Here is a 22,341-nt window from a genome sequence, read left to right as displayed (position 1 = left end):
CGCGTCTTGCTGGAAGACTGGGCGGCATGGCCGACCGTTGCCGGCAAACGAATTGGTACAAAGGCTGGCGACGAGCCTTGATCCATTTCCTTCGATTCATTGATCCAGCGTCGAAGCAGGTTTGTGTTAAGGTCATTATCCAAAGCGATGCGTGAAACAGACTTGCCAGGGTGCTGGCTTTCAGCAACCAGCCGGGCTTTGAATTCAGGCGTGTATTGACGGCGTTTTCGGTATGGGCGAGTTACGCTTACGTTGTTCATTTATAGTGTCCACTAACGAATAAGTGGACACTATCATGACGCCTGTCGCACCAGGCTCAAGATGGGTTTACCGGACGCTTACGGATAACGGACTAGAAGGAAGCATGAGTCGTCGTGGAAACTGTCACGATAATGCCGCCGCTGAAAGCTTTTTTTAGTTACTAAAACGGGAACGAATAAAACGTAAGATCTACAATACGCGTAACGAAGCCAGGCAAGATATTTTTGATTACATTGAAATGTTTTATAACAGCAAGCGTCGACATGGTTCCAATAATATGTTGCCGCCTATTAGAGTATGAAAACCAATTTGAAAGACGGCTGGTAAGTGTCTAATGAACTAGTGGCGATTCAATTGGAAAACGTCAGGTATATTAACTAACTTAAAGGATAAGCAAGATAAAAATCCCCATGCATCTAGACAGGGTGTATTATGTTTAAGTGTGTTTTCAGCCAAGCAAAAGAATCCTCTCATGTCGGTGTCAAAAGTCAGGTTTCGTGGATATTTCGGCTAGGGATTATGCATTCTCTATGGCCGGGCTTATGCCAGAGCAGCTAGCTATGTGCGGTGAAGGAAGTAGCTTGAGGTTACCTAAAGTTTAATGTTACGTATTATCCAGTCTTGTATACAATGGCGTGCAAATTATAGATGATTAGACTTTTGAAGTATTTACACTGCTAGTACTATAAAAACAGAGTGCCTCTCCATAAGCTATAAGGAAATTGAGCTAGCCCAACTATTATAATTGGTAGTAGTTACTATTATTTAAAAAGGAATTAGTAAATGAAAAAAGTTTATGTAGGAATGAGCGCAGACTTAGTTCATCCAGGACACTTGAATATTATAAAAGAAGCTGCGAGGCATGGTGAAGTGATAGTTGGCCTGTTAACAGATGCAGCTATCGCAAGCTATAAACGTATTCCTTTTATGGAGTTTGAGCAACGCAAACTTGTGATCGAGAACATTAAAGGTATTAGTGAAGTTGTGCCTCAAGAAACACTCGACTACGTTCCTAACCTGCGAAAGTATAAGCCCGATTTCGTTGTGCATGGTGATGACTGGAAAGAAGGCGTGCAGAGAGAAACCCGCGCTAAGGTTATTGAGGCTTTGGCTGAGTGGGGGGGGGAGTTGATAGAAGTGCCTTACACTAAAGGGATTTCTTCAACTAAATTAAACGAAGCGCTTAAAGAGATTGGTACCACGCCTGAGCTGCGTTTAAAATCGTTACGTCGAATGCTTCAAGTTAAGTCTTTATTACGCTTTTTGGATATTCATAATGCTTTAAGTGGCTTAATTGTAGAGCATGCCTCAATTGATACTTCAAATGGTCAACGTCAATTTGATGGCATGTGGGGTAGTTCTTTAACGGATTCAACCGCCAAGGGTAAGCCTGATACAGAGGCAGTAGACGTGTCTGCCCGTATGACCACACTGAATGAGGTGCTTGAAGTCACTACTAAACCTATTATTTATGATGCCGATACCGGTGGTCAAACAGAGCACTTTAAGTTTACAGTTAGAACACTTGAGCGTTTAGGTGTTTCAGCAGCCATTATTGAAGATAAAACAGGTTTAAAAAAGAATTCATTGTTTGGCAATGACGTCCCTCAAACGCAAGATAGTATTGAAAACTTTTGCGAGAAAATTAAAGTAGGCAAAAAGGCACAAGCAACCGATGATTTTATGATTATCGCCCGCATTGAAAGCCTTATTTTAGGTAAAGGTTTGGATGATGCGTTTGAAAGAGCAAAAGCTTATCTAGCGGCTGGCGCCGATGGCATTATGATTCATAGCCGTAAAAAGTCGCCTGATGAAATCTTTGCTTTCTGTGAGCGTTACGCCACTTTACCTAATCGCAAGCCTTTGGTGGCAGTACCTTCTAGCTACAACCAAGTTACTGAAAAAGAGCTACAAGATCACGGCGTTAATATCGTGATTTATGCCAATCATCTATTACGTAGCGCCTACCCAGCTATGATGGATACTGCAAAATCTATTTTAACTAACGAGCGTTCAGCTGAGTGCGATGCACGTATGTTATCAATCAAAGAAATTCTTGAATTGATTCCAGGTACTAAATAATGATTGCTCCAAAGCACTTTGTTGATAGCCTTGCTAAGCAAGGCATAGATTATTACGCAGGTGTGCCTGACTCACTATTAAAGGATTTTTGTGCTTACGTTGATGATCACGGTGCTTCTGGCAAACATATAATCACTGCTAATGAAGGTAATGCGGTTGGTTTGGCTGCTGGCTACCATATGGCCACGGGTAAATGCCCTTTGGTCTATCTGCAAAATTCTGGTTTAGGTAATATTATTAACCCTCTTACCTCGATAGCGGATAAAGAAGTTTATAGTATTCCAATGTTGCTTGTTATTGGCTGGAGGGGTGAGCCTGATGTTAAGGACGAGCCACAACACGTTAAGCAGGGCCGTATTACAGCTGAACAATTAGACTTGTTAGAAATTCCTTATAAAATTGTTGATGAAAGCTGTGACGCTGAAGAATTAGCTGCGTGGGCTAAGGGTACCCTGGAACAGACTAGTGCACCTGTTGCCTTTTTAGTTAAAAAAGGTGCTTTCTCTACTTATAAAAGTCAACGCAAAGTAACTATGGGTTCCAGTTTAGGTCGAGAAACTGCTTTAAATGCGTTACTGCCACTTATTGGTGATGCGTGTGTAGTGTCGACTACGGGTAAAACATCACGTGAGGTTTTTGAGCTAAGGGCGCAACGGAATGAGGCTCAACGTGACTTCTTAACGGTTGGCGGAATGGGGCATACTCTGTCTATTGGTTTAGGTGTTGCAATGGGGCAGCCAGACAAACAAGTAGTTTGCATTGATGGTGATGGTTCCGTGTTAATGCACTTAGGCGCTTTACCTATTGTTGGCAGCATTGCACCAAGTAATTTAGTACATGTGCTTTTAAATAATGCCGCCCATGAGTCGGTTGGTGGGCAACCTACCGTGGCTGACACAACGGATTTTAAAGCCATTGCATTTGCTAGTGGTTATGCCGCCTATGCTATTGCATCAACCCTTGAAGGGTTAACGAATGCGTGGCACGAGCTTGCAGCACAAAATGGTCCAGTAATGCTTGAAGTTAGGATTGCTAATGGTTCACGTGATGACTTAGGTCGCCCAACCAGTACACCTATCGAAAACAAACAAGCATTTATGAACTGGGTAGCACGATGACTGAAGTGATTAATCAGTGGAAGTTTCATAACCCGGTTAAGATCATTGTTGGCCGTGGTAGCCGTGCTCTGCTAGTTAACGAATTAACAGATAAAACACTATTAATTGTTACTACCTTACGAGGAAAGAAGCAGTTCTCGGAAGATTCGATTCTTGCTGGGGTAGTTAAAAATAATCGTATAACTTGGGCATATAGTGTTAAAGAAAATCCTGGTCTAACCGACTTACAGGCAGAGGTAGATAGACTGCAAAACTTAAAAGTTGATGCGATTATCGCTTTTGGCGGTGGAAGCGCAATGGATGCAGCTAAAGCACTTCGCATGAGTTTAGCTGTGGAAGGTAAAAGTACGCTAGCAGAACTGCTTGAAGATACGAGCCTGCTGGCAGGAAATAAACAATCGCCGCTTTATGCTTTGCCTACCACGGCAGGCACAGGTAGTGAAGTTACTCCCTTTGCTACTGTTTGGAATCATGAAATAAAAAAGAAGCTTTCCTTAGCAGGTGAAAATGTTTTCCCTAGTATGGCAATTGTTGATGCTGAGCTAACAGATAACTTGCCAACTAATGTAACCCTATCAACAGGGCTGGATGCTATTAACCAGGCAGCAGAATCTGTTTGGAACAAAAACGCAAACAGTATTACGCTTGCGCTAGCAACACGTTCCTTAAAATTAAGTTTAACAGCCCTACCTTTATTAGTTGAAGGGAAAGGCGGGTATTCTGAACGCGAACAGATGGCTGAAGCAAGCTTGCTAGCGGGATTGGCTATTAGTCACACGCGTACCGCTTTATGCCACTCCATTTCTTATCCGCTGACTGCACATTATGGTGTGCCGCATGGGTTAGCTTGTGCGTTTACTATGCCTGAAGTGTGCAAGTTAAACCTTGCAGCTGATGACGGACGTTTTGCAGAACTTACTCAGTCATTGATAAATATATCAGATCTCCAAGCCTTGCACGGTATTTTCTTAAAGCTTAATAATAAGCTTGATGTAGCGGAGCGAGTTAAGAGTTATATCACCAACTTTAACGACTTGATGTATTTGAAAAATCAAATGTATAACCCGAGCAGAGCGGCCAATAACTTGGTAGATATTAAAGAAGGTGACCTCGACCTTATTCTTTATCAGTCATGGAATCACCAAAAGTAAAAATATGGAAAAAATAGCATTTACCTTGTTACTTTTATCTTACCAGCCATCAGCTTTTGCATATCTTGACCCCGGTAGTGGCAGTATATTGCTTTCTGCTTTAGTTGGAGTGGTAGCTACAGTTCTTTTCAGTATGAAAGGGTTTTACTACAAAATAAAATCCTTTGTGGTGTCATTATTCGGAGTAAATATTGAAAAAAACAAACATAAGTTGGTTTTTTATTCTGAAGGTAAGTATTACTGGCATACGTTTAAACCTATTCTTGAGGCGTTAAATAAAAAAGGTGTTGAGGCTGTCTACTTAACATCCTCCGAAGAAGATGAAGGACTGAGTTTTAGAACTGATTACATTAGTACGCGCTATATTGGGAAAGGCAATAAAGCTTACACATACTTGAATATGCTTGAGGCAAAAGTTTGTGTGATGACAACTCCAGGGATAGGTGTCTTGCAGATTCGTCGCTCTAAGGGCGTAGGGCATTATGCTCATATTGTTCATGCGCCTACAGATATGGGGACATATAAGCTTTATTCGTTCGAATACTATGACAGCATTTTCTGCAGCGGTGCTCATCAAGAAAAAACAATACGTGTTCTTGAGGATCTTCGAAATTTCCATAAAAAGACTTTAGTAAAAGCAGGATGCCCTTATATGGATGTGTTAGGTTTGCGCCTTGAAAAAGAAAACGCTAAGCCTTCTATACCAAAAAACAAAAAGACAGTTTTAGTAGCACCAACTTGGGGCGAGCATAACTTACTAAAAATATTTGGTGCAAAGCCCATTAAAGCACTTCTTAATCAAGGCTACGAGGTCATTATAAGACCGCACCCGCAAAGCTATATGGCAGAGCCAGAGATTATTGTAGCTGTTAAAGACGAGCTTAGTTCTTTTGAAAATATAAAGTGGGATAACTCACCAGATAACTTTGAGAGTTTAAGGGATTCAGATATTTTGATTTCGGCTTTGTCAGGTATTGTGTTTGATTATGCATTTGTTTTTGAAAAGCCTGTTATTACTGTAGAGCTTGATTACAGCTTTATAGGGCAAGAAGCAAATGATTTGCCCTATAAAGTATGGGAGCTAGATGTTTTAAATAAAATTGGCGAGTGCATAAGTTCAGATGATTTGAATAATATTTCAGGCGTGGTTGAAAGATTGTTAACTGACCCAAAAAAGAAAGTGGAATTGCGAGCTTTTAGAGATGATAGTCTCTACAACTATAAGCACTCAGGGAGCGTAATCGCGGATAATTTGGTTAAAATTATGGAAGATTTATAAGCATGGTATTAGATATTTTATACGCAATTTTTATTCTTCCCATTGAGTGGAGTATGGGGTTGGTATTTGCCAAGTCTTATGACTTAGTGCATTCCTATGGATTGGCGATTTTAGTTCTAAGTTTGATTGTTAATATCGCTTTAATACCCGTTTATTATATGTCGGATAAATGGCAGGCCGAAGATCGATGTGCTCAAGAGAGAATGGCGAAAAAGCTAAAAGAAATAAAGTTAGCTTTTAAAGGCCAAGAGCGCTTTATGATGACAAGAATGCTTTATAGCCTTAATCATTATCATCCGTTAATGGCAGTTCGTAGCAGCGTAGGCTTGCTTATCCAAGTTCCATTTTTCTTTGCTGCTTACCAATTAATAAGCCAGTATGGGGCTTTAAGCAATGTTTCATTTTTTATTTTTGAGGACTTAAGCAAACCAGACGGATTACTATCTATAGGTGAGTGGCATATTAACCTAATGCCTTTTGTTATGACAGCTATAAACTTAGTTTCTGCCTATGTTTATGCGAGTAGTCTTACTAAGAAAGATAAAATACAAGTATATGTGATAGCTGGTTTATTCTTGGTTGTTCTTTATTCAATGCCTGTAGCCCTTGTGCTTTATTGGACAATGAATAATGTTTTTTCGTTGGTTAAAAATATTATTTATAAAAATCTAGTTAAAATAAATAAAGTTTATAACAATAACACTATTAAGTTTTTTAAGCATATATTTTTTGATTTATTATTGATATTTCTAGGTTATTTTATTATCACACATGTGCTGGAAAGGTATTTGCCTGCTGGTGTAACAAAGGACTTTTTTTCCACATCAAAAGAGTACTACAAAATTATACCAACCTTATTTATCGTATTTGTTTTTTTTAAATTAGCAATGATTAGAAAGTTTAAATATGTTAAGGAGCGAGAATCTTTAAATTATCTAGACTTTACTTTTGTTTTTTTGCTCTACCTTCCGTTGGCGCAATATTTAATTGCCAATTCAAAAGATTTACTGATGATATATTTTATTCAGTCATTAGTATTTGCTTTTTTTGCCCTTGTACTTGCTTTAGTTTACTTGCCTTTCAAACTGTCTGTATTGATTGATAAACGTATACTTCAAGCGGCACTATTTTTTTCTTTGGCTGTGATATTTTATATGCCAATGTTTAGCAATTATTTTAGCTTTCACAATGAAGCTAATTTAACACGGTTGTTCCCATTTTTTGTCGCAGGATTTTTCTTAACCTATTTGCTAACAAAAGTTAACAATAAATATATATTTTCTTTTAGTGTAGTAATTTTTCTTACTAATAGCATGAGTGGATTTATTGTTGATTCAGATAATGACAATACTTCGATGGATGCAGAGGGTGAGTCGATAAAAACATTAGTATCTAAAGAAAGAATAAAAGCTTTAGGTATGGATTTTCAGAAAAAAAATAGTATTTATTTGCTAACCTATGATTCTTATGTGATAAATGAAACCATGCTTCAGTACGGTATCGATAATAGTCATCAGGAAAAGTATTTGAAAGGCATGGGCTTTACTATCTACCCGAATACCTATTCTATTGAAGCTGCGAGCATAACAACAATGGGCAGTGTTCTTGATATTAAATATGAAACTAGTTTTTCTGATTTAAAAGAAAGCACTAGAGGGAATGCATTCGTATTAGACGTTCTACACTATAATAATTATAAAACTGCTGGGTATTTCAATAATGATTATTTTTTTAGAGGAAGTGAAAAAGAAATTAATTATAAAGTCACCTACCCTAATATAAAAATATCTGAAACTAAAGGGGTCAGTGCCCTACCTTATGTAATTCAATCGATAAAAGAGGGACAGTTTAGATTTGATGTTGGTGCGGAGTATGATCAAATTACTCATGATCAGTTTTTAAGTGCGAAATATAAGTTTTTAGATTCAGCTCCTGAGCAACCTCGTTTTATATACACACACACTGGCCCAAGTCATAGCCAAAACTCAGGTAAGTGCTTGCCTGATGAAACCGAAAGGTTTAAAAGGCGCCTCAGTATTGCGAATATTGAAATGAAAAAAGACATTGAAACTATTCGGACTCGAGATAAAAATGCAATAATAATTATTAATGGTGATCATGGACCATACTTGACTAAAAACTGTACTATGTTGAAGGGGTATGCGCCAGAAGAAATAAGCCGTCTTGATATACAAGACCGGTTTGGTACATTTTTAGCTATTAAGCTTCCAAACAATGAGGTTATCGATAAAGAAAAAATTTCAGTGTTACAGGATATATTTCCTGAAATTTTTAATTTGTTAACAGGGACGAAGATTTACAGCCCCTTAAAAGTCAAGCCTGTAACAACACTAAGGCTATCTACAACAGCCGGTGTCTATGTTGACGATGGTATTATTCGTGGTGGAGTGAATGATGGTGAGCCTCTTTTTCTTGGAGAAAGCAACTGATTTCGTAAATAAAGTATAATTTAGATTTAAGTGGTTTCCTAACTTAACCCTAAATACTTTAGAAAAACATTTAAGAAATACTTTTATCAAGAGTTGCTTGCTTCCTTTCTTTACCTTATTGCTTTTTTTCTCGCACAAATTGATTGTTCGGCGAAAATAGGATTACCGGCCAAGACAGTAGACGCCGAACAGATTTTTGAGAACCTTAATATATCTCAAAATTTTAATTCTCATAATTAGAAGGTCGTTGGTTCAAATCTTGTCCTCGCTACCTATGCTAATAAGATACAAAGCGCGGCTCAACTTCTAAGCGCAACACTCGCCTGCAGCCTGACACAGTTCCTCAAAAATCTTGTACGGTTGCTTAAAACCAAGATACTTTCTCGGTCTTAAGTTTATCCGGTCTGTATCTGTTTCGCTCGTTCGTCGCTCACTCCACGCAAATCAGTTCCCTTCGGAATATATTGTCTGAGCAATCCATTAAAGTTTTCATTCACGTCGCGTACCCAGGATGAATACGGATGTGCAAAGTACATTTTGGCATCAAGGCTTTTGGCTATCTCCTCGTGCGCTGCGAATTCACCAGGTGATGGTATCCACATTATCTATAATTGCCTGAGTGATGACGTTCAAATGCTTACTGTCGACCCGCTATTTCTTCGCTCGGCAAACGTCACCAGCCCCCTGTACCTTGTTTTCCTCACACAGTACCCGCCTCCCAATCGCCTACACTCTCTCAAGTACCAAAAATAGCCGGTCTTTCATCAATAGAGACGGGGTTTGGAATCGGTGAACGTTTACCATTTTCACCTCGTCCATATCGCTTATGACCTTGTCGTAAATGCCAAAATAACTGCCAGCCAAGTGCTTTATCCGCAGCCACAAGGCGATAAATCCACTCATGGCTAAGACGATACCCAATAATCTTACTGACAGCGCTAATCTACTCAGGATACCAGTCAAGACTTAGTGCCCATTCAACATACACTACGATATTGGATGGTTTTCTGTGCTTGCTCGCTTGTTGAAGACAGTTCTGAGTCAATATCTCAGCTACGTCCGGCTGATATTTTTGAGCTGTTACGTTTGATTTCTCTCCCGACCGTTGAACGGCGTACGTTGATGCAGGGGAAATATCTGCTTCGTTAAATCCCTGCGAAATAAGTAACGAAACCTGCTATCATTTCCCTTTCGGATAACTGCTGAAAACTCATAATGATTACTTTTAGATTTTGGCGAGATGAAGCGGGATAACCACCTATCACCGTTCCACTATGAGTGTTGCGCTTATTGTCTGGAATCGCGAAGAAGTAAGATATAAAGAGGCCAAATCAATAGCAATATTGATTTGGCTTTTTGCGTTTTACAGCAAGTAAGATCCATGTCCAGCTCGATACTACCCCGCTAGACTAGACGAGTTTTTCAGGATTCAGCAACTCGGTTAGTTCTTCAATGGTTAAGTCCGTATGTTCTGCCGCCACCTCAATAACTGCACGTTTTTCCTTATAGGCTTGCTTAGCGATCTCAGCTGCTTTTTGGTAGCCTATAATGGGGTTCAAAGCGGTTACCAGTATCGGGTTGCGTGAGAGTGTTTCATTTAGCTTGTCTTCATTAACCTGAAATGTTGCTATTGCTTTATCTGCCAGTAATTGGCTGGCAGAGGAGAGTAGTTGGATGCTGGTGAGTAGATTACTGGCAATTACCGGCAGCATTACGTTTAATTCAAAATTTCCTGACTGGCCAGCAACGGTGATTGTCGTGTCATTACCGATAACTTGTGCGGCCACCATAGCAACGGCTTCCGGAATGACGGGGTTTACTTTTCCTGGCATGATAGATGAGCCAGGCTGTAAAGCTTCTAATTCGATTTCTCCAAGTCCTGCCAGTGGTCCTGAATTCATCCAGCGTAAGTCATTGGCGATTTTCATCAGCGATACGGCTGTGGTTTTCAGCTGACCTGACAGCGCCACGGCTGTGTCTTGTGAACTGATGCCTGAAAAAAAGTTATCGGCGGGTGTGAATAAAACACTGGTTCTGGCGCTGATCTCTTTGCAGAAGAGTGAGGAGAAGTCTGGATGGGCGTTGATACCCGTTCCCACTGCCGTGCCGCCCTGAGCGAGTTGTTGCAGGCTCGGTTGTAGCTGCTTGATGTGTTTGATGTTACTTTCTATCTGCGCTGCCCACCCCCCCATGCATTGGCTTAATTTGATGGGCATAGCATCCATCAGGTGAGTACGGCCTGTTTTTATGCAATGTTCAACAGTCTCTGCTTTGCGGTTAATTTCGTTAACTAAATGGTGCAGGGCTGGGAGTAATTGTTCGGATAACTCAACCGCAGCGCTGATATGCAGAACCGAGGGAATGATGTCGTTACTGCTTTGGCCATGGTTGATATGATCATTTGGATGGATAGGATGACCTGAGATTCTGCTTGCCAGTGTTGCTAATACTTCATTGGCATTCATATTGGTGCTGGTGCCTGATCCGGTTTGAAAGATGTCTACCGGAAAATGTTGCATTATTTCAGGGTCAGCCAACAAGTTATTGCTTGCTTTGCAAATGGCCTGTGCCATCTCATCAGGGATTTCATTCAATGAGGCATTGACGCTGGCCGCCGATGCTTTTGCGTGAATCAGCGCGCGTATAAAGGCTTCTGGCAAACGTGCTCCGCTTACGGGGAAGTTGTTAATAGCCCTTTGTGTTTGTGCACCGTAGAGTGCGTTCTCCGGGACGCTTAATTGGCCCATGCTGTCGCTTTCCTGGCGTGTTTTCGTCATGATATTCTCCTGCAAAATCAGCTCATATTTCAGTGATGAGAACTGCAATGAGAGCTGTGATGAAAACTGTGATGAGAGTCTCTATCGATTAGAGTACAGATACCCGCAATAGTTTCCTGGTCAGTTTCCCCGCCACCCTGCTGATCTTTATAGGCTGCTTCATATACTCCCTCAGAGGAATAAACAAAACCTTGTAGTTATGACAGAATAGAGTGATCTTTTTGTGGAGGTATTTACAATGTTTAAGGGGCAAGTGTCAGGAGAATTTACCAAGCTGCTTGAAGCCGCTAAGCAGCAGGAACAACCACAACGTCTGCTTATGCTTTTTGCGCGCGCAGAAGGTAACAAGAAAAAGAAAGATAATGCTTCTCATGAGACAGGGACCGTTACTCCATTGATGTGTGTTGATAAATTACCTGAAGAAATCGATAGTTTTGAAGCGCTTATTAAAGAGGCAGATGCCATTGTGGATGATTGGAGCTTCGTGTTGATTGCCGGTTTAGGCGGTAATAATGGTGAAGCGCCCCCGACTGAAGCCGCTGAGCCCTATCTGAACCAAATGGCGAATGATCTGATGATGGGGCAGGACCTGTCCGGTTACACTATTCTGGATCGCCAGCAGCACCCGGTACTGCTTCAAGCCCGCTAAATGCTGTAAATTGACCCGCTATATTAACTCAGGAATGACATAGTGGGTCTTTCCTTTCCTTTCCTTCCCTTTCCTTTTCTGCTTTCGGGTCACTCAGATGTCAAGCTGATTCATTTTTCTGTGATAGTACAGAATAATGTAGAAATATTTTCTTCATCTATACTTCATTAAAATAAAAAATAGTTAATATAAAAAAATACAGGTGTGTATCGAGTGCCTCTGACGTTGGTTTTATTGAAGGCTGATATAAAAGCTTTCTGTAGAGTATTAATATGCAATCTAAATCCAGGCCTGAGCATTACTTTGCTCTTATGTCTCATCACTTTTTCACCGGCTGCGCTTGCTGCGGATAAAGTGGTTTTACAGCTTAAATGGAAACATCAGTTTCAGTTTGCCGGTTTTTATGCGGCCTTAAAAGAAGGGTATTTTGCAGAAGAAGGCATCGATGTCGATATCCGCGAAGTTGATACAGAACGCAGCGCTACAGATATAGTGTTAAGCGGTGATGCTCATTTCGGCATAGCGGACTCCAGTTTAGTGCTCTCCCGACTGGAAGGGCGTCCCTTGGTCGTTGTTGCTGCCATTTTTCAACACTCTCCTATGGTACTAATAACGCTTGAATCCTCGGGAATTCTGAGTCCGTTAGAGCTCAAGAATAAGAAAATCATGTATCAACGCAATATTGATGATGCAGTCTTATTGGCGATGTTTACAGAGTTAGGATTAACTGACGAAGATCACACCCACATAGCGCATAGCTTTCGTGATGATGCATTAATCAGCGGTGATATAGATGCAATGTCAGCCTATATTACGGATCAACCTTTCTATTTTAAAGAAAGAGGCATCCCCATTAATATCCTATCGCCAGCAAATTACGGTATCGATTTTTATGGGGATATGATTTTTGTTGAAGAAAGCTATTTGAGAGAAAATAAGGAGCAGGTCCTGGCTTTTCGTCGTGCGAGCCTTAAAGGTTGGCTGTATGCAATAGGGCATCAGGAAGAGATGGTCGATTGGATTCTAAATAATCTTAAGACTGATAAAAGCAGAGAGCACCTTCTGTATGAAGCCGAGCGCACCGCACGTCTTATCCAGCCTGAACTTGTCGAGCTGGGATATTTTAGCGCTAACCGTTTTTTACGTATTGCAGACATCTATAAAAGCCTGGGGCTGGCGCCTATAAACGGTGAAATTGAGGGTATTGATTATGTTACCTATTATGCCGGAGAGGATGCTCACTTACGTTGGATTTACTCCTCAATTCTGGTGTTAGTAACCCTATCAATATTAGCACTGGTGTTATGGGTGATTAATCAGCGTCTTAAGCGAGAAGTGGTACTACGAACACTAAAATTTGAAGAAGCGAACTATTCATTGACGCGTTATCTTCAAATGCTTAATAAGTATGTAGTTTCGTGCTCAATAACGAAGGATGGTATTATTAGCGAAGTCTCAAAAGCGTATTGCGATCTCTCGGGGTATTCCTCTGATGAGCTGGTTGGCAAGCCGCATTCGATGTTTCGACACCCTGAGGTTCCAACTGATGTCTATCGCACTATCTGGCGCACCATCAAGCAGAACAAGGTGTGGTCCGGTGAGTTATTACATAGAAACAAACTAGGGTATGACTACTGGGTATCGAGCGAAATTGAGCCACATAGGGACATGTATGGCACGGTTATTGGTTATACAGAAGTGTCGGCTGACATAACGGATCAGAAAAAAATTGAAAGCATGTCGCTAACCGATAGCTTAACCGGCTTAGCGAATCGTCGTCAGCTTGATGATGCATTTCAGCAGTCCTCAGCGCTTGCTAAACGTTATACCCGACCATTATCAATTGTAATTTTTGATATCGATTATTTTAAGACGGTCAATGATACATATGGTCACCTGGCCGGGGATAAGGTATTAAAGAGTATCGCTGATGTATTGGGGTCTACCACTCGTCGAGGTGATATCCGGGGACGTTGGGGGGGCGATGAGTTCGTACTTATTTTTCCTGAAACAGACATTAACAATGCGCAACGTGTTGCTGAGACTGTTCGTATAGCGGTGTGTGATATCGTGATTGATGGTCTGCCACGCCAACATTGCTCTTTTGGTGTTGCGCAGTGGGATAATGCGGAAAACTTGGATAAATTACTCGAACGCGCTGATTCAGCCCTTTATCGGGCAAAAGAAAAAGGGCGTAATCGGGTTGAAGTGTGCTTATAGCTTGTTAATCTTGCAGCCATAAGGCGGCCACTAAAAACATCGATGTAATAAACCAGACTAAAGACATCATCTGCCAGAAAATGACGCTCTGTGTTTTCTTTTCTACTTCTTTGGGTAGCAGGAAATCAGGATTAGGCTGAGTTGCATCCAGTAGAAACTGATCAATGCTGTCGTACCTCTCTTCGGGCTTGATCGACAAGCCTTTCATTAATGCCCGATCGAACCAAAGTGGCAGTACTGGGTTGTAGCGATCGGAGGGGATGTATTTCAGCTTTTCCAGTTGTTGTGGTGTTTCGCAGCGCTCAAGTCCTTCGCCATAAGGTAAATGATGCGTAAAAATTTCATAGGTAATACAGGCGAGTGAAAATAGGTCTCCTTTAATGCCCGTGTTCTGGCCCAATCTGAGTAGCGGATCGGAGTAATTAACGGTACCCAGGACGCGATCACGCTCGATAGGTACAAATATTTCATTAATACCTGAGACAAACACTGATCCGAAGTCGACCAGAGTAATGTGATTGTCAGGAGAGATCATAATGTTGCTGGGCTTAAGGTCCTGATGCAGGGTTTCGCGCTGGTGAAATGCTTGCAAGCCTCTAGCGATCTGCTTAACCAGCTTTATTGCTTCTGAAGGTTTAGGGTAAGGGGTTTCTTCAATCCACCGTTCCAGAGAGACTCCCTCGACCTTATCCATTACGTAGTAGAGAAATGTTTTTGGGCGATTTGCGTTACAGACTTTGACGACATGCGGACTGTCTATGCGACTGCCAACCCACTCTTCCATAATGAAACGCTCGATATACGCGGGATCATCATTAAAGTTCTGCGAAGGGGTTTTCATCACCCGCTCTTTACCATCGAGTGGATCTTTAACGATATACAGCTGGCTGCGACTACTGGCATAGAGTTCCGATATTACCTGGTAACCATCGATGCTCATGCCCGCTTCTAAATCAGGCGGGAAGGGCAGTTCTGTCAGTTTGTCTGTGAGGTCATCAATGCTCTCGCGAATGATCTCATCAACACGAATCAGTTGGCAACTGAGATTGTCTGTGCTGCCTTTATCGTAAGCCAGATTAACCAGCTTTTCGCAGGCTGCATCCAGTGAACTGCTTTCATAAATGACGAGCTGAATTTCGTTAGGCGGTAATGTGTCATGCACACCATCCGTGCTCAGGAAAAAGATATCACCCGGCTCGATTGAGATAGTCCGGTAATCAATATCCAGATGGGTGTCCATTCCCATAGCGCGTGACAGGCAGCTGGAGCTTTGGCTTAATGGGGTAATATGATCGGTTGTCAGACACTCCATATGGTCGGCACGGATGCGGTAGATACGACTATCACCGATATGGAATATATGCGCAGTGTGGGACTTGATAACTAAAACGGAAAAAGTGCAAACATAGCCACGGGTGCTGCTCAGGTATTCATGGCTTCGGGAGTAGAGTGAGCGGTTAATTGCGGTGAGCACTTTTTGCGCGGATTTTTTTACAGTCCAAATGTCCGGTGTATCAAAATAATCATTAATAAACTCCCGGACACAATATTCGGCAGCTTCTGCGCCGGCTTCCGCTGTGCTGACACCATCGGCAATCATGCCGCATGCCCCTTTGGTGGTGAGTAAATTACCGACCGGCATAAAAAAGCCCAAACAATCCTCATTGCGGGCTTTTCGGCCTGTAATGCTTTGCTGGGCGGTCGACAATCTGATTTCACTGTTAAGGTGCATAGTTATCCCTGTTGCAGAACCTGTATTAAGTGCTATTTCATCAGGTGAACATATAAAGAGAGCCCTGAAGCTCTCTTTTAATACTTTGCTTTACTGAACATCAATAAGCTGGACAGTACCGTCCGGCAGAATTTCGGCCATCTGTCCTGACGGTTCATCCATAAACTGAACAAACAAGAAGGCAATCGCTGCTGATGCTCCAATGACCATAAAGAAAGTGGAGTAGTCTACAAAAGAGAATACTGTCAGGTAGCATACGGCGCCTACGTTACCGTAGGCACCCGCCATACCGGCAATCTGGCCAGTCATCCGGCGCTGGATCAGAGGCACTGCTGCGAATACAGCGCCTTCACCGGCCTGTACAAAGAAAGAACAACCCATGGTCGCTAAGACCGCAACCCAGATGAACCAGTTGCCATCGATCTGGCTCAGCACTAAGTAGCCGACGGCCAAACCGGCAATCAGGAAAGAGAGTGATTTACGACGGCCATATTTATCACTGAAGTGTCCGCCGGTAGGGCGTGATACCAGGTTCATGAAAGCAAAACCAGAAGCCAGCAGTCCTGCCTGAACCGCGCTGAGACCTTCGAACGTATCCAGGAAGAACAGTGGTAGCATAGAAACCACCGCCAACTCTGAACCAAAAGTAACAAAGTAAGCCACATCCAACACAGCCACCTGTTTAAATTTGTAGCGATGAATCTCGGGCACACCGTGTTTCAGGTTCTCTGCATTGACATGGTAGATCGCGCGAACTTGTACCAGGAATAAAATAACCAGAACCGCATAGATGCCATAAGTACCTACATCATCGAGAATGCCTAGGTTTGAGGGCGAAAGCTTCCAGGTAAGAACCGCCAGTGCCAAATACATAGGCACGTTCATTAGCAGATAAAAGTAGAAATCTCCTTTACTGGTAACTTCCAGACCCCCGTGTTTTTTCGGCTTGAAATAGGTGGAACCTTTAGGGGTATCACGTGCGACTTTGCGATAAAAGATACCGTATGCAAAGGCCAGTACACCAGTCGATCCTATCGCATAACGCCAGCCGTCTTCGCCACCAAACATGAGTGCAAGAGTAGGCAGTGTCATTGCCGCCGCTGCAGACCCGAAGTTACCCCAACCACCGTAAATACCTTCAGCAATACCTACCTGCTTAGCCGGGAACCATTCAGATACCATGCGGATACCAATAACAAAGCCTGCACCGATGAAGCCACTCAGAAAACGTAAAATGGCGAGTTGTTCATAGGTTTGAGACGATGCAAAGCCGACACAAATAACCCCACCAATCATCAGTAGCATACTGAAAACAGTACGAGGGCCGTATTTGTCTACTAAAGTGCCGATGACGATACGAGAAGGAATGGTTAGTGCAACGTTGAGAATGAGTAGCGCTTTAACTTCGGGGGTGGTGAGGTCGAACGCTTCTTTAATGATAGCCATTAAGGGCGCATGGCTGAACCAGACCATAAAGGTCAGGAAGAACGCAAACCAAGTGATATGCAGCGTTTTTATTTTGGGATCACTAAAGTTCAGTAATTTGATTTTGTCAGTGGTCATTTACCTACTCCTGAAACGGGTTAAGCCATCGCTGCGTCGGTTGAAAGCATCGAGTCTAAAAATGAGATTAATTCAGCTATCCAAGCCCAAACGAGTCATCAGCAGATAACCAGTTATCCATATGGGGTAAAAATAGAGTAGTTTTGTTGTTGACGTGTTGATATGAGTCAACGCTTACTAACGCAGTTTTGAGTGATTCTTTTGCATATACCACTTAGTGGGTATCTGTTTTCGGTACTTAATTATTTGTTTTATAATGATTTTTATGGATTTTATATTGCCGTTAATCAGTGTGTTGGCGCGAGTGCGATTCATTGGGGGTAGCTGGGTATTAAGGTTAATTAACTTACGGATCTGAGCAATTAAATAGCCAGAGTTGATGATTTTTTTCAGGACGCTGACTTATCTGATGCTGTTTTTATCTGATGGGTATTCAGTCAGGCATAGCCAGGGCGTTTATCGTCGCTCAGGCTATCTAGCTCGGTAAACCCGAGATCCTCGAGAATCGCATAGGAGGCGGGTAGTACCAGCAGCAGTAGCAGCGTAGAAGAGAGCATGCCAAATACGACGCTGGCAACTAAGGGTACTAAGACCTGAGCTTGTAAGCTGGTTTCTGATAATAATGGAATCATTCCCGCCACGGTGGTTATGGATGTCAGGAAAATGGCGCGAAAACGGTCGCGTACCGCTTGCCCTGCCGCATCATGCAGGCTCATTCCCTCCATGCTGCGAGTTTTTACGAACTCAACGAGCAGAATTGAATCGTTTACCACAACGCCAGCCAGTGATACAAAACCGATCATGCTGGGTAAGCTCAAATTCAGGCCCATGGCATAATGGCCCCAAATCACGCCGATTAATGCTAAGGGGATGTTGAGTAAAACAATCATCGGTTCTCTAAAGTTGGAAAACTGCAGACTTAACAGTAAATAGACACCCGCAATCCCGAGGATAAAGCCGGTTAATACTGAGCCGCTGGTTTCCTGGTCATTTTTGACTTCGCCCTCAAGGCTGAAAGTCAGCTCAGGATAACGTGCTTTGAGTTGAGGTAAAAACTGATCGCGAGTGTGCTCTATAATTTCACTGGTATTGGCCAGATGAGTATCGACATCCCCAGTGACGGTTACGGTACGTTGGTGATTTACGCGGACAATACGCGAATACTGTCGGCTCTCTGTGATGTCGGCAATGGCACTTAAGGGGATGTCGGTCCCATTTTTTGAGAACAGGCTCAGGTTTTCGAAATCGCGCAATGCGTTTTTCGGGTCGCTGTCGAGCTTAACGTTGATCTCGTAGGCTTCACTGCCACGGTAGATATCGGCTACTTTAACGCCTTGATAGGCCGCTCTTAGCTGCGATGACAGTCTTTGAACATCCATACCTGAGCTGAGCGCGCCAGCCTGAAGCTGCACGCCTAATTCAGTTTTCCCGGGGCGGATATCGGACATGATATTGCTCGTGCCCGGATAGCCGCGCAGCCAGTTTTGTAACTCCCATGACGCATTATAAAGCGTATCCATATCGCCGCCTTGTAAGCGGATAGAAATAGCCTGGCCAGAGGGGCCGAATTTGGGCTCTTTAAACTGTATCGAAATTGCATCTTTGATCTGCGGTGTGGACTCACGCCAGACCCGTTTCAGTTCTACCAATGAGGTTTGACGTTTTTCTGCATCGAGCAAGTCCAGTCTGATCGTCGCCAGATGTGCTCCCTCTTCGTCAGCATCGTCATTACGGCTGAATAATACGGAGCTATTTTTAATCAGTTTCCCTTCTGTTTCGGCAGGAAGTTTCTCGATCGTTTTTTCCAGGCTGTTTGTCAGAATCGCGACCACTTCTTTGGTACGTTCAAAAGGCGTGCCCTGTGGCATCAATATGCGCACATCAAGCTGATTACCCTCTATATCCGGAAAGCCTTTAAACTTCACATTACCTGAAATGACCATGCTGATGGACAGGATAAATATGACAATGGCGAGACCTACTGTCAGATAGCGATAACGGATAGCCGCATCCGCCATTCTTCCTACCTGCATGCGTAGCCTTTCAAACCGGGCTTCAAAGCCAACGCGCCAAGCGGGTGTTTCGTGCTTGCTCTGATGTGATAAAGAGTGTTGTAAGTGATGCGGCAGAATCAGGAATGCTTCAATCAGACTGATGGATAGCACGGCAAGCAGAACAACCGGAAGAACACCTAATACCTGACCCATATCGCCTTTGAGTAAGAGCAAACTACCAAACAAGATGGTGGATGTGATGAAGGAAGAAAGTACTCCGCGAGCGACTTTTTTAATACCGTCGATGCTGGCTTGAAAGGGGCTTTTACCTTTTCGGTGTTCATGTTCTATGCTTTCGGACAACACAATAGCATCATCCATCAGGATACCGATCGCCATTAACAGAGCAACCATGGAGATCATATTAATACTAACCCCCATCGCAGACATAATCACTAAGCCCCCGAGAAAGGAGATGGGCAGACCCAGTGCCACCCAAAACGTATAGCGCCAGTTAAAAAACATAAATAGCGCAAGGGTTGCCAGTAGCAGACCTTGCCAGCCATTTTTCAGGAGCAGGCTTAGCCTGTCCTGTACGATAGAGGCGGAATCTTGTGTGATGATTAATGCCGTGCCCGTTGGTAAGCGGCTATTTTCATTGTCGATAAAGGTCTTAGCCGCGTTATAGATGGTTAAGGTATCGTCCGTTTTGTTCTTGCTGATCTGTATCAGGGCTGCAGGTTTACCATTGACTTGGGTGTATTGTTCTTCGTTAATAAAATTGTCTTTTATGGTCGCTATATCGCTGAGTCTCAGTTGGCCACCGCGTGCATTATCCAAAATAACCAAATCTTCCAACTCACTGACTGTACGGCGCGCATTTTCAATACGGATCTGATAAGAGTTTTGCTTTCCTTCCAGTATGCCTGCAGGCAGATCAATGGCTTGGGCGGAGATCAGGTTCGCCACATCCTGAATGCTCAGCTGATACTGGCGCATAGCATCAGGTTGGACCTGCACACTTAACTCATGTGTTGAAAAACCGCTGACGGTTACAATGGGGATGTCAGGGAGTGCCAGCAGACGATTACGATAATATTCTGCCAGGGCTTTCAGCTCGGGCATGGTAATATCGGCAGTGACGGCAATACTGAGTACTGTTTCCGTGCGACCGAGCTCTTTAACAACGGGGTCTTCGGCCTTTGCCGGGAAGTCATTGATGGCATCAATGGCGGTTTTTACATCATTAACGAACTGTTTAATATCACCGGCTTCCTGCATATCCAGTGTCAGCGTAGCTAAGCTATCGCGTGCTTCACACATTTGTTCTTCAAGAAAGCTAATGCCGTCAGTAGCGTCTTCCAGACGATTGCACAGCCCCTCTTCAACATCCGCAGGGCTTGCACCAGGGTAGGCAACCGTCACGCTGACTTTATTGAGCTTCACTTCTGGAAATGTTTCTTTGTTTAGCTGAGGCAGGGCAACCAGACCGAGTAGAATTATCACCATCATCAGAATATTGGCCGCTGTCGGATGACCGGCAAAGTAACGGATCATGGTATTGCCCTTTGGATATCAGCCTCTATCTGTACAGAGGTTTCAGCGACTAGCGGTCTTTTGGCCAGTTGTATTAACTGTGCTTCAAAATGGCTGTCTACTTCCGGTAACAGTGGCATGCCTTCAATCACCGGAATAAGATCATTGATGATCAGTTGCTCTTCAGCTTGCAACCCAGATTCAATCACCAGCAGGTTGCCCTGTTGAAAGAGTACTTTAACGGGTCTTATTTCCAGACGTTGCCGGGCATTAACCAGATAGACACGGCCTTCATGTAAGGCACTACGTGGAATGACAATAGCTGGATATTCAGGTGCATAGAGATCAACCGCGGTGTACATGCCTTTAATCAGAGGAGGGCGCTTTCCCGGAATGACTTTTCCATAAGGGTTATCCACTGCGACGACAACGCCGAGTGTCCTGCGAATCGGGTCAATGGATTCGCTGAAACGCAGCAATTCGGCTTCCCAGATAGCGTCAGAACTGCCTCCCACTAAGCTCACTGTTGCGCTTAACTTCAGTCTTTTTAGAATCAGGCTTAAATCGCCACTTTGAGATGCCTGACTGCTGCTTAACAGCCCTGTACTCACCAAAGTACGCATCTGTTGGATTGGAAGCTGGGCGTTGACTTCAATACGATTGATGGCCAGCGATTCAAATAAGTATGTGCCGAGCGTGACATATTCGCCTTCTTCTACCAGGACATCACCGATAAGTGCATCAAAAGGCATATGGATCTCGGTGCGGCTCAAGGTGGTGGTTTGGCCTTTGACCTGCTCAGTGGCGCGTTCAATCTGTGCGTTGATGGAGTCCCTGCGGCTACTGAAGGCATTGAGCTTACCTTGTAAATCAGCAGTACTTTGGCGCAGTAGCAGCACTTTTTGTTCTTCTGCATCTAATGTGGATCGAGAGATGAGCTGCTTTTCCCAAATGCCTCTGATCCTGGCTAACTCTTTTTCACCAACGCGAAGGTTCTCTTTGGCATATTGCAAAGAACGACGTGTGGTTTTTTCCTCTTCATCAAGTTGTGCCAGCGATGACTGGTTAGCGCGCAGATCTGCTTCACTTTGGTTAAGTGATACCTGGGAATCTTCCTGATCGATCCTGATAGCCAAGGTACCGGCTGAAATACTGGAACCGGATTGCAGATTGGGGTGAAGGTAGCTGACTTTGCCGCTAACCTGCGCTTTGATCTTTAATGAAACCGAGGGCTCAACGGTTCCATACGCCGTGACGTGTGGACTCATTGGAATGCTGCGCACAGCAATAACATCGACCGGCTTAGCCGGCATCCCGGAATCTGTATGCTCAATCGCGGGTTTGTTTTTTATCAGAAAAGCAGCGGCCGCAAGGCCCATGAGTAAAACGATGAAGAAGATATAAGGCTTTTGAAAAAAAACTTTCATCAGAGTCCCTGGCGCATAGAGGTTGGTGTATCAAAGGAAGATATCCCGATGTATATTTGCTACACCTAATATATAACAGATCTATGAGCAGAATTGCCAGCT

14 protein-coding genes and 2 pseudogenes are annotated in these 22,341 nt (G+C 43.2%); 8 read left to right on the top strand and 8 right to left on the bottom strand.

Annotated features, from left to right (window positions below; translation table 11 throughout):
• A partial coding sequence (locus tag BM099_RS16460; RefSeq protein WP_143083793.1) for a transposase occupies window positions 1-260 on the bottom strand: 260 nt, incomplete at its 3' end.
• Window positions 261-337: 77 nt separating this feature from the next.
• On the opposite strand from BM099_RS16460, the pseudogene BM099_RS16455 reads away from it, so the two are divergent.
• The 6 genes and pseudogenes from BM099_RS16455 to BM099_RS16430 form a co-directional block, all read left to right on the top strand.
• Window positions 338-596: pseudogene (locus tag BM099_RS16455) on the top strand (IS3 family transposase); the annotation flags it as partial.
• 448 nt (window positions 597-1,044) lie between these two features.
• Window positions 1,045-2,343 carry a phosphoenolpyruvate mutase gene (aepX, locus tag BM099_RS16450; protein ID WP_090729505.1) on the top strand — a complete coding sequence of 433 codons (1,299 nt, stop codon included), beginning with the start codon at window positions 1,045-1,047 and terminating at the stop codon, window positions 2,341-2,343.
• A complete protein-coding gene (gene aepY, locus BM099_RS16445) occupies window positions 2,343-3,461 on the top strand; it encodes a phosphonopyruvate decarboxylase (protein ID WP_090729504.1) in 1,119 nt (372 codons plus the stop codon). Before aepX ends, aepY begins: the two co-directional genes overlap by 1 nt.
• Window positions 3,458-4,612, top strand: a complete 1,155-nt coding sequence (locus BM099_RS16440) for a phosphonoacetaldehyde reductase (protein WP_090729502.1) — start codon at window positions 3,458-3,460, stop codon at window positions 4,610-4,612. Before aepY ends, BM099_RS16440 begins: the two co-directional genes overlap by 4 nt.
• A gap of 4 nt (window positions 4,613-4,616) precedes the next feature.
• Window positions 4,617-5,891, top strand: coding sequence for a CDP-glycerol glycerophosphotransferase family protein (locus BM099_RS16435; protein ID WP_090729500.1), 1,275 nt, complete (start codon window positions 4,617-4,619; stop codon window positions 5,889-5,891).
• Between the two features lie 2 nt (window positions 5,892-5,893).
• The gene (locus BM099_RS16430; protein ID WP_090729498.1) at window positions 5,894-8,341 is read left to right on the top strand and encodes a YidC/Oxa1 family membrane protein insertase; all 2,448 of its coding nucleotides are present in this window, start codon (window positions 5,894-5,896) and stop codon (window positions 8,339-8,341) included.
• A gap of 306 nt (window positions 8,342-8,647) precedes the next feature.
• Here BM099_RS16430 and BM099_RS20350 read toward each other — a convergent pair.
• The 3 genes and pseudogenes from BM099_RS20350 to BM099_RS16420 form a co-directional block, all read right to left on the bottom strand.
• Window positions 8,648-8,922: pseudogene (locus BM099_RS20350) on the bottom strand (IS30 family transposase); the annotation flags it as partial.
• A gap of 155 nt (window positions 8,923-9,077) precedes the next feature.
• Entirely contained in the window at window positions 9,078-9,224 is a 147-nt protein-coding gene (locus tag BM099_RS20490) for a hypothetical protein (protein ID WP_177201211.1), read from the bottom strand.
• Between the two features lie 526 nt (window positions 9,225-9,750).
• Complete coding sequence (locus BM099_RS16420) at window positions 9,751-11,118, bottom strand: class II fumarate hydratase (protein WP_090729496.1); 1,368 nt, start codon at window positions 11,116-11,118, stop codon at window positions 9,751-9,753.
• A 238-nt stretch (window positions 11,119-11,356) separates the two neighbouring features.
• On the opposite strand from BM099_RS16420, the gene BM099_RS16415 reads away from it, so the two are divergent.
• Together BM099_RS16415 and BM099_RS16410 are read left to right on the top strand one after the other, a co-directional pair.
• On the top strand, window positions 11,357-11,767 hold the full coding sequence (locus tag BM099_RS16415) for a ribonucleotide reductase subunit alpha (RefSeq protein ID WP_232348993.1): 411 nt from the start codon (window positions 11,357-11,359) through the stop codon (window positions 11,765-11,767).
• Window positions 11,768-12,070: 303 nt separating this feature from the next.
• Window positions 12,071-13,987 carry an ABC transporter substrate-binding protein gene (locus tag BM099_RS16410; protein ID WP_198064146.1) on the top strand — a complete coding sequence of 639 codons (1,917 nt, stop codon included), beginning with the start codon at window positions 12,071-12,073 and terminating at the stop codon, window positions 13,985-13,987.
• Between the two features lie 4 nt (window positions 13,988-13,991).
• Here BM099_RS16410 and BM099_RS16405 read toward each other — a convergent pair whose 3' ends face one another.
• The 4 genes from BM099_RS16405 to BM099_RS16390 all read right to left on the bottom strand — a co-directional run bounded on the left by BM099_RS16405 (window position 13,992) and on the right by BM099_RS16390 (window position 22,239).
• On the bottom strand, window positions 13,992-15,719 hold the full coding sequence (locus tag BM099_RS16405; RefSeq protein WP_090729493.1) for a bifunctional protein-serine/threonine kinase/phosphatase: 1,728 nt from the start codon (window positions 15,717-15,719) through the stop codon (window positions 13,992-13,994).
• 90 nt (window positions 15,720-15,809) lie between these two features.
• Window positions 15,810-17,282, bottom strand: coding sequence for a NarK family nitrate/nitrite MFS transporter (locus tag BM099_RS16400; RefSeq protein ID WP_090729491.1), 1,473 nt, complete (start codon window positions 17,280-17,282; stop codon window positions 15,810-15,812).
• A 437-nt stretch (window positions 17,283-17,719) separates the two neighbouring features.
• Window positions 17,720-20,833 carry an efflux RND transporter permease subunit gene (locus BM099_RS16395; RefSeq protein ID WP_090729490.1) on the bottom strand — a complete coding sequence of 1,038 codons (3,114 nt, stop codon included), beginning with the start codon at window positions 20,831-20,833 and terminating at the stop codon, window positions 17,720-17,722.
• Entirely contained in the window at window positions 20,830-22,239 is a 1,410-nt protein-coding gene (locus BM099_RS16390; RefSeq protein WP_090729488.1) for an efflux RND transporter periplasmic adaptor subunit, read from the bottom strand. Before BM099_RS16390 ends, BM099_RS16395 begins: the two co-directional genes overlap by 4 nt.
• Window positions 22,240-22,341 lie beyond the last annotated feature (102 nt).

Origin of the sequence: Neptunomonas qingdaonensis (assembly GCF_900113275.1) — a bacterium.
Lineage (GTDB): Bacteria > Pseudomonadota > Gammaproteobacteria > Pseudomonadales > Balneatricaceae > Neptunomonas > Neptunomonas qingdaonensis.
The sequence above is the reverse complement of the archived record's forward strand: the minus strand, read 5'-3'. Positions and strand labels throughout refer to the sequence as shown.